We start from the raw sequence: 17025 nt of genomic DNA on the forward strand, positions 1-17025 counted from the left end.
CGGGCTATCCGAACGATAGCCCGACGGCGGCGGTTCGTCAGGCCTGGGCAGCTAGAACGCGCCGTTCCCAGGGAGTGATTTCATCGAGGAAACTGGTCAACTCCATGCTCTTCGAAGCGATGTAGCCTTCGATGAACTCCTTGCCGAACAGTTCCCGGGCCAACTGGCTACGCTTCAGACGCTCCAGCGCCGCGTGCAAGGTACATGGCAGCGAAAGATTGTCCGGCACCTCGAACTCGCCCTGGATCGGCGCGGTCGGCTCAAGCTCATGCTCGATGCCGTGCAGGCCGGCGGCCAGGCTGGCGGCGATCGCCAGGTACGGGTTGGCGTCGGCGCCCGGCAAGCGGTTCTCGACCCGGCGGGCCACCGGCGAGCTGGCGGGAATGCGCAGGCCCGCCGCACGGTTGTCATGGGACCAGCAGGCGTTGTTCGGCGACGCATAGGGATGGCACAGGCGCTGGTACGAATTGACGTTCGGCGCGAACAGCGCGGTGAAGTCGGCCAGGCCCGCCTGCTGCCCGCCGATGAAGTGGCGGAACATCGCGGTCGGCTGCCCGGCCTCGTCGCTGAACACGTTCTTGCCGCTGCCGGTTTCGACGATGCTCTGGTGAATGTGCATCGAACTGCCCGGCGTGTGCGCCAGCGGCTTGGCCATGCACACCACGGTCAGGCCGTGCTTGAGCGCGACTTCCTTGAGCAGGTGCTTGAACAGGAACGTCTGGTCGGCCAGGAGCAGCGGATCGCCGTGCAGCAGGTTGATCTCGAACTGGCTGACGCCCATCTCGTGCATGAAGGTATCGCGCGGCAGGCCCAGGGCCGCCATGCATTTATAGACGTCGCTGAAGAACGGCCGCAGGCCGTTGTTGGAACTGACGCTGAACGCCGAATGGCCGTCCTCGCGGCGCCCGTCCAGGCCCAGCGGCGGCTGGAACGGCTGGGTCGGATCAGTGTTCGGCGCAAAGACAAAGAACTCAAGCTCGGTCGCCACCACCGGCGCCAGGCCGCGGGCCGCGTAACGGGCGATGACCGCCTTCAGCTGGCCGCGGGTGGAGAGGCTGGAGCTTTCGCCGGTCAGCTCGTCGGCGTCGCAGATCGCCAGCGCCCGGGGCTGTTCGCTCCACGGCAGGCGATGGATCTGCGCAGGGTCGGCCACCAGCGCCAGGTCGCCGTCGTCGCTGCCGTAGAACCGCGCCGGCGGATAGCCGCCCATGATGCACTGCAGCAGCACCCCCCGGGCCAACTGCAGACGCCGCCCTTCGAGGAAGCCCTCGGCGGTCATCACCTTGCCCCGTGGCACGCCGTTCAAATCCGGCGTGACACATTCAATCTCATCAATGCCCGTCAATCGCTGCGCGAGTGAACGCTGGCCATCGGTTGTCATGACGCAATCCTTGTTATTGTGCGAGCCGCGAACGGCGACCCGTACAAAATAGGCTTCGGCTGTTCGGAATATCAAGCAGTCGCCAACAAAAAGCCGAACAACCGGCAGAACACCTGAAAAGCCGGGGCTTCACGGCAAATAGAGACTGAACACCCCACCGCCCAACGGGCCGCCGTTGCGGATCTCGGTACGCCCCTCGACACCGTTGCGCTGATGCAGCGCGGCGATGCGCCCGGCGAAGTACAGCCCCAGCCCGGTGCTGCCGCTGCTGTGGTTGATGCCCTGCACATAGTCGGCCTGGCGCTCAAGCATCTCGGCCGGGTAGCCTTCGCCGTCGTCGTTGACGCTCAGCACCAATTGCCCGGCTTCGTCGCTGACGGTGATCAGCAGCGACTCCCGAGCATAACGGATTGCGTTGTTGATGATGTTGCCCAGCACCGAGGCGACCAGTTCGCGGTCGAAGAAGCCCAGCGGGCTGAGGGGATCGACCTCGTACGTGACCACGATCCCGCGACTGGCGAACACCTCCTGGTGCGCGGCCAGTTGCGCTTCGATGAAGTCGTCCAGCTCGTGGTAGGCCGGCTGCAGGGGCATCTGGTTGACGCCCAGCTTGTACAGCGCCAGCAGCTGCACCAGCATGCCGTTGAGGTGCGCGAACTCGAAGTCGATCACCCCCTGCTCCGGCCCCTGGCGCTGCGCCTCGGGCAGCCGCGCCAGCCATTGGCTGTGGGCCTGGGTCAGCATCGCCAGAGAATTCTTCATGTCGTGCACGGTGGATGCGATCACCGTGGAGAAATCCAGTGCCTGCTCGTCTCGGTTCATTCGCCAAACGCCTTGCTTTTCAGCTTCTGGTAGCGCGGGTAACGCGCGTCGGTGTCGGGCATCAGGCCAACCGTTTTCAGGCAGGCCCGACATTCTTCCAGCTCCGCCGACGGCACTTTGGTGTCGGTGCCGTGCAGCAGCGACTGCGCCATGTTCAGCGCGATGCTGATGTTCTTCGGTTGCATCTTCAGCGCCCGGCGGAACACCTCGCGGGCTTCGGCCAGGTTGCCGGTCTTGTACACCCGCACGCCCTGACGGTTGAGTTCGGCGGCGGCGTTGCTGGAACTGAGGATAGCCGGGTCGTCGGTCAGCTTGGCGATGTCTTTCATCACCGTCGGATCGTCGCCGTAGATTTCCGCGCAGCTCTTGAGCACCGAGGTGCCCGCCTCGGTCTGGCCGAGCATCTGCAACTGCTTGGCCACCAGCAGCGCCGCTTCCGGGCTCATGAACTGCTCCATGCCGTCCAGGCGCAGCAACGCCTGCTCGGTGAGCTTCTCGGCGGTTTCGGCATCGTTGAGCAACAGGCTGGTGGCCTTCATCAGGCGCGCACGGATCTGCAGGCCCGGATCGGACGGGTTTTCCTTGGCCACCAGGCTGAGGGTGGTGTTGATCTCCAGCCGGGTCCGGGTGTCCAGCCCCTTCTCGCTGCCCTTGCTGATCAGCGCATGGGCCAGGCCGAGATTGCTTTCCGGATCCTTGAAGCGCGACTGCGCGCCCTGGTGCACGGCCTGGCGGTAGGCGCGGGAGGCGGTGTCGAAATCTTCGTTGGCCATCGCCAGCTTGCCCAGCAGCGCCTGCCGGCGCACCGCCAGCGGCGACAGGCGGATCGCTTCTTCGAGCACTTTCTGCGCGCCCTTGCTGTCGCCCTCGGCCACCAGCACCTCGGCCATGCCGTCGTACAGCGCCGGCATCATCGGGAACATTTTCAGGGCCTTTTCATAGACGCCCTTGGCCTGGGCGATCTGGCCGCGCTTGAACAGCAACTGGCCCAGCCCGGCGAACGCCCACGGCAACGGACGGTCGGCCAGGATGCTGTCGTACAGGCGTTCCAGCGCTTCGTTCTGGTTCATGTCGCGCAGGGCATCAGCGCGGTAGCGCAGGCACAGCGGCGAATAGCGGATGTCCTGCTTGCACAGGGCGATGCAGGCGTTGAGCACCTCGACCGGCTTGCCGCGGTCCAGGGCCTGCAGAATCGGCTTGAGCAGGGTCTTGCGCTGCTCCAGGCGCTCCAGGCGCTGGGCCAGGCCAATGCGGTTGAACGGCTTGGTCAGGTAGGCATCGGGCTCGTGCTCCAGGGCACTGAGCACCATCGCCTGACTGGTCTCGGCGGTGACCATCACGAACACCGCCTCGTGGCTGATCAGCTTTTCCATCATCAGGTCTTCCAGCACCTGCTGACCGTTCTTCTTGCCGTCCCCCAGGTGGAAGTCCTGGAGGATGAAATCGTAGGACTTCTGCGAACACATCTTCAGCGCCTGCTCGCCGCTGTCGGCGGTGTCCACGTCTTTGACCCCGAGCTCGCGCAGCATAGAACGCACGGAACTGCGGTAATCCGAAAAATCATCGACGATCAGAAAACTCTTTTGGTGATACGACGACATCGAGGATTTCCAGGCAATTGAAGAGGACGGATCGAGGCTTTGCGCAGGCGCGCAGATGATAACGGCAGGCCAAATGCTATCAAGCGATTTCGCGCGATTCCGCCGTCACCCCAAGGGTTATCGGCCGGATCAACGGTTCTCTTGAAGCCGGGCTTCAAGATTCCTTGCGGCGGGATTACCCTTCGCGGCTGTTCTTTTCATCCAACCGCAAGGGATTGATCGTGTTCATCAAAGGAAGCTGTGTTGTATCGGCGTGTGCGTTGTTGTTCGCCCAGGCCGCTTGGGCGAGCGGCATGGATTGCGAGAAGGCGCAAAGTGTCGTGGAACACGCCATTTGCGCGGACAAACCGCTGTATGGGCTGGATGCGGAGATGGGCTCGACCTACCGCAAACTGATCAAAGCCGCCCCGCAGGCGCAGGCCGAACTGAAGTCGAGCCAGCGCCAATGGCTGAAGACCCGTGACGGGTGCGCCGACAACATCGCTTGCCTGCACCAGCAGTACCAGGATCGCTTGCAGACCTTGCACGCGCAGTGGATCGAGGCCGTCGCCTACAAGCCCGACGACGTCGACCGGGAGGTCATGGAGGATCTGCACCAACGCATTCTCAAGAAGATCGAGGACAACCCGGAGTTTGCGCTGGAAGGGGCACTGGGCACGCTCTCGGCCAAAAGAGACGAAACCTCGTTCTCCGGCGATCCGAGCGAAGACGACGCCTACGATCAAACGACCTTCCCCAAGGCCCGGCCCGAAGGGGTCTCGCCGGATGAATGGAAAGCCCTGAACGCCTCCGGCCTTGATGCGGATGCGGAGCAAGGCCGGGCCACTTACACCTTGATTGACCTGGACGGCGATGGCCAACGGGATCTGTTCGTCTCCACCTATTCCGGCGGAACCGGCCTGGTCAACACCTATGAAACGTTCCATCGCGACGGAGCGCGGTTCACACGACGAAAGGCCCCTTACGATCCTGAAGCGATCAATGACCGCTACTCGTTATCGACCAGTGATCGCGGCGCCAACCAATCGGTTGGCTGGATCGAATCTCACGGAAGGATGTACCTCACCTACTTCAACGGCTCCTACGGCACCGACCGGCTCTATCTGCTCAACCCGCTGAAAATCAACAGCCAGATCCCCACCGTGACGGTCCGTTACGAGTACCGACTGACCGTACCCGCCACCCAGTACGCCGAAGACAACAACGCCAGCTACACGCTGGAACCGGGCCTGCAAACGGCGCTCACCGAAGCCTTGACCGAATCGAACGCCGGCAACCCCCAACAGCTCAAGCAGGGCACGGCCCCCCTCTGCCCCATTCCGGCCTCCGGGCAAGGCGACGATGACTACTACAGCTACGGTGCGGGCTACTACGCCATCGAATCGGTCACGGACATGGCGGTGACCATCGGCAACGAGTGCTTCATCGCCAAGCTGAACAACTGGTTCGGCAGCTACAGCGAAAAGGATGGATTGCCCGCATTGCTCACACTGCGCAAACCCGGGGTTGAGGGTCAGGAGCGGAGTTATTCGGTCAACGGCCGGCGCCGAGCTACCGAGGTCAGCGCCACGATCGGCAAGGCTGAAGAAGGGATCGGGCTCTTTTGAGGGCCGGCGGAACACCATGAAAAAGCCCCGCCAGATCGCTCTGCACGGGGCTTTCGAAAGGATGGTGTCCCAGGGCAGGTTCGAACTGCCAACCTTCCCCTTAGGAGGGGGATGCTCTATCCAATTGAGCTACTGGGACACGCGGTTGCCGTTGTGACGGACGGCGTGCATGTTAACGGCCATGCCCCTGTTTGTCATGTCATCCGTAGGGCTTTTTGAGCGTAGGCAGGCACCCTGCAATGTCGCGGGAGCTTTCGTCGTGCATTTTGCATCCCATTAAAAGGCCACCCTTGCGAAATGCACGTCACCCCCTGCGAAAGACCCTTTCAAATGCTTGTTTTTAAAGGACTTCACAGCGGTTAGACTATTGGCACGCCGGCTGCTTCGCTTGTTCCCAAAGAACAAACGGAGATCAGCCCATGAACAGCGCTCTCTTGCTCGCCAATGCGATCGCCCTCGCGGTTCTGGTGGGGTTTCATTTTGCGCCACAGGAAGACGCCTCGGTGGCCCAACGCCTGCCGCACTACCTGATGGTGCAGAAAGCGCCGCAATGGGCGGTGCTGAGCGACCGCCAAGTCTTCGCGCCGCAGGAGGTCAACGAGCCTGGGCACGCATTGCCGGCGCAATCGACCGAGCGCCTGGCGTTCTAACTTTTTTCAGGAGGACTGCATGTCCAGATCGGCCTTGGGATTGTTGATCCTCGCCTTGCTCAGCGGCATCGCTCACCTTTCGCTCTTCGAAGAGACGGAGATTTCCCTGCCGTTGATCGGCTGCGGCGCATTCGCCGTCCTGTTCGTGCTGGCGCTGGTGGCCGGCCGCAAGATCAAGTTCGACCCGGTGCTGCGCTGAGCTTCACCCACGCCAGCAAGCGGGCGACGGTGTCCGCCAAAGCCCCCGAATTGTCGAGCCGATGGATCGGCGCCTCGCCGACCGCATCGCCCGCCACGAACAACGCATTGCGCGCCAGCCGCGCATCGATCTGCGCCAGGGTTTCCCGCCCCCGCCTGAGCAAGCGCTCGCGCAGCACGTCATCCCGCACCGTCAACAGCACCGGCAACAGCGTCGGATAGCGCTCGAACGCCTCGGCCAAGTGTCCGCGCGAGCCGTTGACCAGCACATGCCGCCCGGACTGCAGCCATTGATCGATCTGCACCGGAATGCCGTAGCTAAGGCCGTTGGCCTGCCATGACAGCGCGAAATCGCCGGCGCTGCGGCGTCGCTCGAACTCCTGCGGCGTCACGCCGACCGCCTCTTCGCCCACCGACTCCGCCGACCGGGTGATCACCCGCCGCACCACTTCGCAGCCGAGCGCCCTGAGCGGTTCGCGCGCAGCGTCGATCAGGCTGTCCTTGCCCGAACCGGACGGCCCCATCAGGTAAATCAGCCTGCCGTCCATCCTGAAAATGCCCTCCGGCAACGGTTGCGCCCTAGAAAATCGGCCATTTGCCACTATCCTTTAAAAGGTAGGGAAGAAGGATCGAAGCCACATAGCATGCACGTTCTGGCGCCGTCGGGCACCCGTTCTCGTGCATCGGGATGCGGTCGGCGATGCGCACTGGGCGATCTTTTCAAACCAGTCCGCATTTCTGATAATTGGTGCTGGCATTACGCCTTTACCCAGATCAATATTTGTCACAGAATTGACGCCAAGGATCTGGCAATTTTGAGGCATGATGCGGGCCTCTTAACAATTCAGGTTGAACCATTTGGCGAGGGTGCTTGTCCTACCACTCATCCTGCGGCCAATTCCGAGAACCGCTCCCCTGAACTAACCGGTTAACTATATGCGCCCATTGAAACAGGCAATTTATTCCAGCCGCACGGCTGACAAGTTCGTCGTACGCCTGCCAGACGGAATGCGTGAACGCATCGCCGAGGTGGCTCGCAATCATCACCGCAGCATGAACTCAGAGATCATTGCCCGTCTTGAGCAGAGCCTCATTCAGGAAGGCGCACTGGGCGAAGAGTTGAGCATGCGCCTGGACAGCCCCGAGCTGTCGCTGCACGAACGCGAACTGCTGCAACGCTTCCGTCAGCTCTCCCACCGCCAGCAGAACGCCCTGGTGTCGCTGATCGCCCACGACGCCGAAATGGCCGCCGACGCGTCCTGAGCCGCACAGAACATCTCAAGCCAGCCTGCATGCTGGCTTTTTTTTGCCCGGCATTCGGCCAAGCGCTTTTTGGCAGGCAACAAAAAGCCCGCCGATGGGCGGGCTTTTCAGGTGCGGTCAGAGCAGGAAGATCGTCGCCAACCCCAGGAAGATGAAGAAACCGCCGCTGTCGGTCATCGCGGTGATCATCACGCTGGAGCCCATGGCCGGGTCACGCCCCATCTTCGCCAGCGTCATCGGGATCAGCACCCCCATCAACGCCGCCAGCAGCAGGTTCAGGGTCATGGCCGCCGTCATCACCACTCCGAGCGACCAGCTGTGGTACAGCAGGTAAGCGACCACACCGATCACGCCGCCCCAGATCAAACCGTTGATCAGGGCGACCGCCAGCTCCTTGCGCATCAGGCGCGAGGTGTTGCCGGTGCTGACCTGATCGAGCGCCATGGCCCGGACGATCATGGTGATGGTCTGGTTGCCTGAGTTGCCGCCGATGCCCGCCACGATCGGCATCAGCGCCGCGAGCGCCACCAACTTCTCGATCGAGCCTTCGAACAGGCCGATCACCCGCGAGGCGACGAACGCCGTGATCAGGTTGATCGCCAGCCAAGCCCAGCGGTTGCGCAAGGACTTCCAGACCGAAGCGAAGATGTCTTCCTCTTCGCGCAGACCCGCCATGTTGAGGACTTCGCTTTCGCTTTCCTCACGGATCAGGTCCACCATTTCGTCGATGGTCAGACGGCCGATCAGCTTGTCGTTCTTGTCCACCACCGGGGCAGAGACCAGGTCGTACCGTTCGAACGCCTGTGCTGCGTCGTAGGCGTCCTCGTCCGGGTGGAAACTCACCGGATCGCTGGCCATGACTTCGGCAACCTGCTTCTCAGGATCGTTGACCAGCAGACGCTTGATCGGCAGCACGCCCTTGAGCACGCCGTCGTAGTCGACCACGAACAGCTTGTCGGTATGGCCCGGCAGCTCCTTGAGACGACGCAGGTAACGCAGCACCACTTCCAGGCTGACATCCTCACGGATGGTCACCATCTCGAAGTCCATCAGCGCACCGACCTGCTCCTCGTCATAGGACAGGGCCGAACGCACACGCTCGCGCTGCTGGTTGTCGAGGGACTCCATCAGCTCGTGGACGACGTCCCGCGGCAACTCAGAGGCCAGGTCGGCGAGCTCGTCGGCGTCCAGCTCCTTGGCGGCGGCCAGGAGCTCGTGATCGTCCATGTCGGCGATCAGCGACTCACGGACGGAATCGGACACTTCAAGAAGGATGTCGCCGTCGCGGTCAGCCTTGACCAGTTGCCAGAGCGTCAGACGGTCGTCCAGCGGCAAGGCTTCGAGGATGTAGGCGACGTCGGCGGAGTGCAGGTCATCGAGCTTGCGCTGCAGCTCGACCAGGTTTTGCCGGTGAACCAGGTTCTCGACCCGGTCGTGATGAGCGCCTTCCTGGCGATGGGTCAGGTCTTCGACGACCTTCTGGCGCTGCAGCAGCTCAACGACCTGAGCCAGGCGATCCTGCAAGCTTTCCTGTGTTTTCTTTACTTCAACTTCAGACATAGGCGAACTCCACTCCCAGCAGCGGGGCACGCCGGAAGGATCAATCAGTCAATTCTTGATTGGTGAAACGGGCTACTGAACAACTACTGGGTAAGTCCATGGAGGTTTTCCATAAGCCCCGGCGGGGCTGACGGGCGCAATGATACACCGCCTGACGGTTTAAAACGTTAAAAAATCATGGCTGAAACAAGCGCTTGCGAGACAAAGCTCAGCGCCGCCCTGATCCATGGAACTGCGACGACTCATCCTGAAAAGAAAACACACCGGCAACGGAAAAAGCAGCGGCTACCCTTGAACATTGCCCGTCACGGAGGACGCCCGATGCCCTTGAAACCAACCCCGATCGTTTTGACCACCCTGCTCTGCCTGCCGCCCGCCGCCGGGGCGACCACCGTCCATCGCTGCGAGGCCGAAGACGGGCGCATCACCTTCACCACCTTGAGCTGCACAAATGGCGAACGCCTTTCACGACACGAAGTAAGCCCCTACGCACCGGGGTCGGTCGTACCCTTGCTGCCGGAAGCCCGTCATGAAGAAACCGCCGGCCACCCAGGCAAAAGGCGCGAGCCGGCCATCATCGGCCGCGCACAAGACCCCTGCGGCAACCTGATCGACGCCAGGCAGAGGCGTGAAGCGATCATCAACCGTAGAGTCATCACCGGCATGAACCCGCTGGATGTCGAGAGCGCCCTGGGCAAACCGGACAAGATCACCCAGCGCAATTCATCCATGACCTATCGCTACGACCTCAAACGGGGCCGCAGTGCGCAGGTGGATTTTGACGAGAAAGGATGCGTGACGGGAAAAGCCAAATCCCGGACAGCAAAAAGCCCGCGTTAAACGCGGGCTTTTTGGTGTATGGTGCACTCGACAGGATTCGAACCTGTGACCGCTCGGTTCGTAGCCGAGTACTCTATCCAGCTGAGCTACGAGTGCATTTTGTGTTTTTAGACCAGACCACAACTGGTTGAAGCCGAGTTGCCTATATCGCTATAAACAACTCTTAAATGGTGCACTCGACAGGATTCGAACCTGTGACCGCCCGGTTCGTAGCCGGGTACTCTATCCAGCTGAGCTACGAGTGCATTTGTTGCCGCGCATTATAGACCGTTGAATCTTTTTGTAAAGCACTTTTTCTAGTAATTTCAACAACTTACCGAAAAAGCCAGATTACAACGAACTACGAAAATAATGGCGGAGAACGGGGGATTCGAACCCCCGACACCCTTGTGAGGTGTACTCCCTTAGCAGGGGAGCGCCTTCGGCCACTCGGCCAGCTCTCCGCAACACGGGGCGTATATTAACCAGCTTCTTCCCCGTTTGCAAACATAAAAATCGATAAAAATTAATGGGTTGGTTCTTCGTCCTTCTCTTTCTTGATACGCAGGTAAATTTCCTCACGGTGCACGGCCACCTCTTTGGGGGCGTTGACGCCGATGCGCACTTGATTTCCTTTGACGCCGAGCACGGTCACGGTGATTTCGCCATCACCGATAATCAGGCTTTCTGCGCACCGACGAGTCAGAATCAGCATACCTTTCTCCTCACGCATTTCAGTTCAGGGACAACAGTCTGCAAAAAAAAGGCACCCGACCTACAACCGGAGCGATCGTAGCCCTACATGCCTGAGTATTGACCAGCACAAGCAAAAGAACAGTTTCCCGTCTGCGCCATTCAAAAAATAAAGGGCGCGGTCAGACCGCGCCCTTCAGGTGACGCGTCACTCGCCCTGGCGGGCTGGAGCGTCCAGTTCGAAAGCCGTGTGCAGGGCGCGCACGGCCAGTTCCAGGTACTTCTCTTCGATCACCACGGACACCTTGATTTCCGAGGTCGAGATCATCTGGATGTTGATGCTTTCCTTGGCCAGGGATTCGAACATGCGGCTAGCAACGCCTGCGTGGGAACGCATGCCGACGCCGACGATCGAGACCTTGGCGATCTTGGTGTCGCCGACGACCTCACGGGCACCGATCTCGCGGGCGGTGTTTTCCAGCACAGTCTGCGCGGACTGGTAGTCGTTGCGGTGCACGGTGAAGGTGAAGTCGGTGGTGTTATCGTGCGCGACGTTCTGCACGATCATGTCGACTTCGATGTTCGCGGCACTGATCGGGCCGAGAATCTTGAACGCCACGCCCGGGGTGTCTGGCACGCCACGGATGGTCAGCTTGGCTTCATCGCGGTTGAAGGCGATGCCGGAAATGATCGGCTGTTCCATGGTTTCCTCTTCATCAATGGTAATGAGGGTGCCCGGACCCTCCTTGAAGCTGTGCAGTACGCGCAGCGGGACGTTGTACTTGCCGGCGAACTCCACCGCACGGATCTGCAGCACCTTGGAGCCGAGGCTGGCCATTTCCAGCATCTCCTCGAAGGTGATCTTGTCCAGGCGCTGAGCCACGGACACCACACGCGGGTCAGTGGTGTAGACACCGTCGACGTCAGTGTAGATCTGGCATTCGTCAGCCTTGAGCGCGGCGGCCAGCGCCACGCCGGTGGTGTCGGAACCGCCACGGCCCAGGGTGGTGATGTTGCCGTGTTCGTCGACGCCCTGGAAACCGGCGACGACGACGACGCGGCCGGCCTTCAGGTCGCCGCGGATCTTCTGGTCGTCGATCTGCAGGATGCGCGCCTTGTTGTGCGCGCTGTCCGTCAGGATCCGCACCTGGTTGCCGGTGTACGACACCGCCGGCACACCGCGCTTGATCAGCGCCATGGCCAACAGGGCGATCGTGACCTGCTCACCGGTGGAGACGATCACGTCCAGTTCACGGGGAACCGGCTGGTCGTCGCCACTGATTTGCTTGGCCAGATCGATCAGACGGTTGGTTTCGCCGCTCATTGCAGACAGCACAACCACCAGGTCATCGCCGGCATCGCGGAATTTCTTAACCTTGTCGGCGACCTGCTCGATTCTCTCGACGCTGCCGACCGAGGTGCCTCCAAATTTCTGTACGATCAAAGCCATTTCAAAGCCGCCTCTGCCCATGAAGGGCGCCCAATAATCACTCGAACGGCCATCGGGCCCGCCACTAGACTGCGGGCCCGGCGGCGCGTCTTATAAACCCTGCTCGACGAACGGAACGGTCAGCGCCAATGCGCTGTCCAGTGCGCTGGCGTCTGTACCGCCGCCCTGCGCCATGTCCGGGCGACCGCCGCCCTTCCCGCCCACTGCCGCAGCAGCCTGTTTCATCAAATCACCGGCTTTGAGTTGGCCAGTCAGGTCCTTGGTCACGCCAGCGACCAGTACGACCTTTTCCTCATGGACACTGCCGAGCAGGATCACTGCGCGGCCGAGTTTGTTCTTCAGCTGATCGACCAGCGCCAGCAGCGCCTTGCCGTCCTGACCGTCCAGACGCGCAGCCAGCACCTTCACGCCCTTGACGTCCGCAGCCTGGGCCGACAGATCGTCGCCGGCGGCGCTGGCGGCCTTGGCCTGCAGCTGCTCGAGCTGCTTCTCCAGCAGGCGGTTGCGCTCCAGCACAGCCGACAGCTTGTCGATCAGGTTGTCGCGGCTGCCCTTGACCAGGCTGGCCGCTTCCTTGAGTTGCTCTTCGGCCGCGTTCAGGTAGGCCAGCGCCGCAGCGCCGGTCACCGCTTCGATGCGGCGCACGCCGGAGGCCACACCGCCTTCGCTGATGATCTTCAGCAGGCCGATGTCGCCGGTGCGGTTGGCATGGATGCCGCCGCACAGCTCAACGGAGAAGTCGCCGCCCATGCTCAGCACGCGCACGCTGTCGCCGTACTTCTCGCCGAACAGCGCCATTGCGCCTTTCTTCTTGGCGGTGTCGATGTCGGTCTCTTCGGTCTCGACCGCCGAGTTCTTGCGGATCTCGGCGTTGACGATGTCTTCCAGCGCCTTGAGCTGTTCAGGCTTGATCGCCTCGAAGTGGCTGAAGTCGAAACGCAGGCGCTGACTGTCCACCAGCGAGCCCTTCTGCTGGACGTGGTCGCCCAGCACCTTGCGCAATGCCGCGTGCAGCAGGTGGGTGGCCGAGTGGTTCAGCGAGGTGGCGTGGCGCACGTCGGCTTCGACGTGGGTCTCCACCGGTGCGCCGACGATCAGGCTGCCCGAGGCCAGCACGCCGTGGTGCAGGAACGCGCCGCCGGTCTTGGTGGTGTCGCGCACGTCGAAACGGCTGTTGCCGGCCTGAATGTAGCCGCAGTCGCCGACCTGGCCGCCGGACTCCGCATAGAACGGGGTCTGGTTCAGCACGATCACGCCTTCCTGCCCTTCACTCAAGACGTCCACGGACTGGCCGTCTTTATAGAGCGCGACGACTTTCGCCGAACCGCTGGTGGCGTGGTAGCCGGTGAATTCGGTGTCGACGTCGACCTTGACCAGGCTGTTGTAGTCCAGGCCGAACGAGCTGGCGGAACGGGCGCGCTCACGCTGGGCTTCCATTTCGCGCTCGAAGCCGGCTTCGTCGATGGTCAGGCTGCGCTCGCGGGCGATGTCCGCGGTCAGGTCCATCGGGAACCCGTAGGTGTCGTAGAGCTTGAACACCACGTCGCCCGGCACGACTTCGCCCTTGAGCTCGGACAGGTCCTGCTCGAGGATCTTCAGGCCCTGCTCCAGGGTCTTGGCGAACTGCTCTTCCTCGGCCTTGAGCACGCGCTCGATGTGCGCCTGCTGGGACTTGAGTTCAGGGAAGGCTTCGCCCATCTCGGCCACCAGCGCGGCGACGATCTGGTAGAAAAAGCTGCCCTTGGCGCCCAGCTTGTTGCCGTGGCGGCAGGCGCGACGGATGATCCGGCGCAGCACGTAGCCGCGGCCTTCGTTGGAAGGCAGCACGCCGTCGGCGACCAGGAAGCCGCAGGAACGGATGTGGTCGGCCACCACTTTCAGCGAAGCCTGGCCGTCGTTGGTGCAGCCGATGGCCTTGGCCGAAGCGGTCAGCAGGCTCTGGAACAGGTCGATCTCGTAGTTCGAGTGCACGTGCTGCAGCACGGCGCTGATCCGCTCAAGGCCCATGCCGGTGTCCACCGACGGTGCCGGCAGCGGATGCAGCACGCCGTCGGCGGTGCGGTTGAACTGCATGAACACGTTGTTCCAGATCTCGATGTAGCGGTCACCGTCCTCTTCCGGCGAGCCCGGCGGGCCGCCCCAGATGTCGGCGCCGTGGTCGTAGAAGATCTCGGTGCACGGACCGCACGGGCCGGTGTCGCCCATGGTCCAGAAGTTGTCGGAGGCGTACGGCGCGCCCTTGTTGTCGCCGATGCGCACCATGCGCTCGGCCGGCACGCCGACTTCCTTGGTCCAGATGTCGTAGGCTTCGTCGTCGGTGGCGTAGACGGTCACCCACAGCTTTTCCTTCGGCAGGTTCAGCCACTTGTCGGACGTCAGGAACGTCCAGGCGAAGGTGATGGCGTCGCGTTTGAAGTAGTCGCCGAAGCTGAAGTTGCCCAGCATTTCGAAGAAGGTGTGGTGACGGGCGGTGTAACCGACGTTTTCCAGGTCGTTGTGCTTGCCGCCGGCGCGCACGCATTTCTGGCTGCTGACGGCGCGGGTGTACGCGCGCTTTTCCTGGCCCAGGAAGCAGTCCTTGAACTGGTTCATGCCTGCGTTGGTGAACAGCAGGGTTGGGTCATTGCCCGGAATCAAAGAGCTGGAGGCTACACGGGTGTGGCCTTGCTCTTCGAAGAAGCGAAGGAAGGCTTCACGGATTTCTGCGCTTTTCATTAGGTTCTTCCACGGAGGCTGCGGCCAAAGGCCTGTGCAAAACGTCGACAGACGAAGCAACGGCAAAGGGCCGCATTATATCGGCCCTGCGCGCGGGGTACAGCGTGTTTATACGATAGAAGCAGTCAATTGGGCCGCCAACGCTGTCACTTGCGCGAAAACGCGACGAATGCCTCGACCACCTGCCCGATTTGCGAGCGATTGACGTCCATGTGCGTGACCATCCGCAGCCGGGCGGCGGCGCTCAGCCGGATCCCGCGCTCCGCCGCAAACGCCTTGAGGGCGTGGGCACGGTCGCCCATCTGCACGTAGACCATGTTGGTCTGCACCGGCTCGACGCTGAACCCTGCATTGCGCAGCCCTTCGGCCAGCAACTCGGCGTTGGCGTGGTCGTCCGCCAGGCGCTCGACGTTATGCTCCAGCGCGTACAGCCCCGCCGCCGCCAGCAGACCGGCCTGGCGCATGCCGCCGCCGACCATCTTGCGCAACCGGCGGGCCTTGCCGATCAGCTCGGCCGAGCCGCACAGCACCGAGCCGACCGGAGCGCCGAGGCCCTTGGACAGGCACACCGAGACCGAATCGAAATGCCGGGTGATCTGCCGGGCATCGACGCCCAGCTTGACCGCCGCGTTGTACAGGCGCGCGCCGTCCAGGTGCAGGGCCAGGCCGTGCTCCTGGGTGAAGCTTCGGGCCCGGGCCAGGTATTCCAGCGGCAGCACCTTGCCTTGCATGGTGTTTTCCAGGGCCAGCAGACGCGTGCGGGCGAAATGGAAGTCATCGGGCTTGATCGCGGCGGCCACCTGGTCCAGATCCAGCGAACCGTCGGCCTGCACCTCCAGCGGCTGCGGTTGGATCGAGCCGAGCACCGCCGCACCGCCGCCTTCGTACTTGTAGGTGTGCGCCTGCTGGCCGACGATGTATTCGTCGCCCCGCCCGCAATGGGCCATCAAGCCCAGCAGGTTGCTCATGGTGCCGGTCGGCACGAACAGCGCGGCGGCAAACCCCAGCCGTTCTGCCAATTCGGCTTCCAGACGGTTGACCGTCGGATCCTCGCCATACACATCGTCACCGGTGGCCGCGCGGGCCATCGCTTCAAGCATTGCGGGAGACGGTTGGGTGACGGTGTCGCTGCGAAGATCGATAACGCTCATGAACCTGGCCTCAAGTCAGCAGGGGAAATCCCTTTTCGTTTTGGAATTACTGCGGGCATGGCGCGGATTAATCAACCCTTGGGCAAGGAAAAGTCGCCGCGTGAAGCGAAAAATTCGATGGCAATCATCACAAAGGCGCAATGCATCGCCAAAGGAACTGTGTTAAAAACGCTGCGCCGCCGGACAAAGGGCGGCACAACGTTCTCAGGGCGGGGTGCAATTCCCCACCGGCGGTAATTGCGCGCAACGCGCATAGCCCGCGAGCGCTTGGCGGCAGGCACGGTTCAGGTCGTGTCCGACGGCAAGGTCAGCAGACCCGGTGTGATTCCGGGGCCGACGGTCACAGTCCGGATGAAGAGAGAACGGGATTGACGCCAAAGGGCCGTCTGCGTGCTTGCGCGCGCGTACCCTTGATCCCTTTCGATTCATATCGCCCTGTTTTTCACACAAACAGGAGTCAGAACATGCAACCCACCGCAATCGACAGCAAAGCCAAACACACCCAGGGCGAGCGCGTCGCGTTCATCCAGGCCTGCTGGCACAAGGAAATCGTCGACCAGAGCCGTAAAGGTTTCGTCGCCGAAATGATCGCCCAGGGCTACCAGGAATCGGACATCGATTTCTTCGAGGTCGGCGGCGCGTTCGAAATGCCGCTGCACGCCAAGCTGCTGGCCAAGACCGGTCGTTATGCCGGTATCGTCGCGGCCGCCCTGGTGGTGGACGGCGGGATCTACCGTCACGAGTTCGTCGCCCAGTCGGTCGTCAGCGGCCTGATGCAGGTGCAGCTGGAAACCGAAGTGCCGGTGTTCTCGGTGTCCCTGACCCCGCACCACTTCCATGCCGGCGAAGAGCACCAGAAGTTCTTCTTCGAGCATTTCGTGCACAAGGGTCAGGAAGCGGCGAGAACCTGCGCCGACACGCTGCTGAAGATCCGTGCGCTGCGCCGCAGCGAGCCGCGTGCCGTAGCGGTCTAAGCGCCGAAACCTGTGGGAGCCCGCCTGCTCGCGAGGGCGGCGGGTCAGTCACCATCGATGTCGGATGGGCCGGCCGATTCGCTGGCAAGCCCGCTCCCACAGGATCTGCGGTGCTTCCGGATTCAGTGAAGGAAGCCTGCA

15 protein-coding genes, 4 tRNA genes and 1 riboswitch are annotated in these 17025 nt (G+C 62.2%); of the genes, 6 read left to right on the forward strand and 13 right to left on the reverse strand.

The window, feature by feature from the left end:
• Positions 1-37: 37 nt before the first annotated feature.
• The 3 genes from CAG31_RS04240 to CAG31_RS04250 form a co-directional block, all read right to left on the reverse strand.
• Positions 38-1279 carry a glutamine synthetase family protein gene (locus CAG31_RS04240; RefSeq protein WP_170930267.1) on the reverse strand — a complete coding sequence of 414 codons (1242 nt, stop codon included), beginning with the start codon at positions 1277-1279 and terminating at the stop codon, positions 38-40.
• A gap of 231 nt (positions 1280-1510) precedes the next feature.
• Entirely contained in the window at positions 1511-2203 is a 693-nt protein-coding gene (locus CAG31_RS04245) for a sensor histidine kinase KdpD (RefSeq protein ID WP_085578217.1), read from the reverse strand.
• A complete protein-coding gene (locus tag CAG31_RS04250) occupies positions 2200-3804 on the reverse strand; it encodes a tetratricopeptide repeat-containing response regulator (protein ID WP_085578218.1) in 1605 nt (534 codons plus the stop codon). Before CAG31_RS04250 ends, CAG31_RS04245 begins: the two co-directional genes overlap by 4 nt.
• 164 nt (positions 3805-3968) lie before the next feature.
• Here CAG31_RS04250 and CAG31_RS04255 point away from each other — a divergent pair, with 164 nt between their 5' ends.
• On the forward strand, positions 3969-5411 hold the full coding sequence (locus tag CAG31_RS04255) for a lysozyme inhibitor LprI family protein (protein WP_256576386.1): 1443 nt from the start codon (positions 3969-3971) through the stop codon (positions 5409-5411).
• Positions 5412-5473: 62 nt separating this feature from the next.
• On the opposite strand, the gene CAG31_RS04260 is transcribed toward CAG31_RS04255, so the two are convergent.
• A tRNA-Arg gene (locus CAG31_RS04260) sits at positions 5474-5550 on the reverse strand.
• Between the two features lie 280 nt (positions 5551-5830).
• Here CAG31_RS04260 and CAG31_RS04265 point away from each other — a divergent pair.
• Together CAG31_RS04265 and CAG31_RS04270 are read left to right on the forward strand one after the other, a co-directional pair.
• Positions 5831-6061 carry a hypothetical protein gene (locus CAG31_RS04265; protein ID WP_085578219.1) on the forward strand — a complete coding sequence of 77 codons (231 nt, stop codon included), beginning with the start codon at positions 5831-5833 and terminating at the stop codon, positions 6059-6061.
• Between the two features lie 19 nt (positions 6062-6080).
• Positions 6081-6260, forward strand: a complete 180-nt coding sequence (locus CAG31_RS04270) for a PA3371 family protein (protein WP_085578220.1) — start codon at positions 6081-6083, stop codon at positions 6258-6260.
• Here the strand turns inward: CAG31_RS04270 and phnN are convergent.
• Complete coding sequence (gene phnN / locus CAG31_RS04275) at positions 6235-6807, reverse strand: phosphonate metabolism protein/1,5-bisphosphokinase (PRPP-forming) PhnN (RefSeq protein WP_085578221.1); 573 nt, start codon at positions 6805-6807, stop codon at positions 6235-6237. The genes CAG31_RS04270 and phnN overlap by 26 nt on opposite strands.
• A gap of 388 nt (positions 6808-7195) precedes the next feature.
• On the opposite strand from phnN, the gene CAG31_RS04285 reads away from it, so the two are divergent.
• On the forward strand, positions 7196-7522 hold the full coding sequence (locus CAG31_RS04285; RefSeq protein WP_003178899.1) for an Arc family DNA-binding protein: 327 nt from the start codon (positions 7196-7198) through the stop codon (positions 7520-7522).
• 117 nt (positions 7523-7639) lie between these two features.
• On the opposite strand, the gene mgtE is transcribed toward CAG31_RS04285, so the two are convergent.
• Entirely contained in the window at positions 7640-9082 is a 1443-nt protein-coding gene (gene mgtE / locus CAG31_RS04290) for a magnesium transporter (protein ID WP_085578223.1), read from the reverse strand.
• Positions 9083-9403: 321 nt separating this feature from the next.
• Between mgtE and CAG31_RS04295 the strand changes: the two genes are divergently transcribed.
• Positions 9404-9922, forward strand: a complete 519-nt coding sequence (locus tag CAG31_RS04295; RefSeq protein ID WP_085578224.1) for a DUF4124 domain-containing protein — start codon at positions 9404-9406, stop codon at positions 9920-9922.
• Positions 9923-9941: 19 nt separating this feature from the next.
• On the opposite strand, the gene CAG31_RS04300 is transcribed toward CAG31_RS04295, so the two are convergent.
• From CAG31_RS04300 to ltaE, 7 genes are all read right to left on the reverse strand, one after another.
• A tRNA-Arg gene (locus CAG31_RS04300) sits at positions 9942-10018 on the reverse strand.
• Between the two features lie 72 nt (positions 10019-10090).
• Positions 10091-10167: transfer RNA gene (locus CAG31_RS04305), tRNA-Arg, on the reverse strand.
• Positions 10168-10274: 107 nt separating this feature from the next.
• Positions 10275-10365 (reverse strand) — tRNA-Ser (locus CAG31_RS04310).
• Between the two features lie 62 nt (positions 10366-10427).
• Entirely contained in the window at positions 10428-10616 is a 189-nt protein-coding gene (csrA, locus tag CAG31_RS04315; protein WP_010226667.1) for a carbon storage regulator CsrA, read from the reverse strand.
• Positions 10617-10802: 186 nt separating this feature from the next.
• Positions 10803-12044: an aspartate kinase gene (locus CAG31_RS04320; RefSeq protein WP_085578225.1), complete on the reverse strand. Its 1242-nt coding sequence runs from the start codon at positions 12042-12044 to the stop codon at positions 10803-10805.
• A gap of 90 nt (positions 12045-12134) precedes the next feature.
• Positions 12135-14759 carry an alanine--tRNA ligase gene (gene alaS / locus CAG31_RS04325; RefSeq protein WP_085578226.1) on the reverse strand — a complete coding sequence of 875 codons (2625 nt, stop codon included), beginning with the start codon at positions 14757-14759 and terminating at the stop codon, positions 12135-12137.
• Positions 14760-14905: 146 nt separating this feature from the next.
• Entirely contained in the window at positions 14906-15910 is a 1005-nt protein-coding gene (gene ltaE / locus CAG31_RS04330) for a low-specificity L-threonine aldolase (RefSeq protein ID WP_085578227.1), read from the reverse strand.
• Between the two features lie 196 nt (positions 15911-16106).
• A riboswitch (FMN riboswitch) is annotated at positions 16107-16278 on the forward strand.
• A 96-nt stretch (positions 16279-16374) separates the two neighbouring features.
• On the opposite strand from ltaE, the gene CAG31_RS04335 reads away from it, so the two are divergent.
• Entirely contained in the window at positions 16375-16884 is a 510-nt protein-coding gene (locus CAG31_RS04335; RefSeq protein ID WP_085578228.1) for a 6,7-dimethyl-8-ribityllumazine synthase, read from the forward strand.
• The last annotated feature ends 141 nt before the right edge of the window (positions 16885-17025 follow it).

Origin of the sequence: Pseudomonas sp. R25(2017), assembly GCF_002112565.1 — a bacterium.
In the GTDB taxonomy this organism is placed as follows: Bacteria; Pseudomonadota; Gammaproteobacteria; order Pseudomonadales; family Pseudomonadaceae; genus Aquipseudomonas; species Aquipseudomonas ekonensis.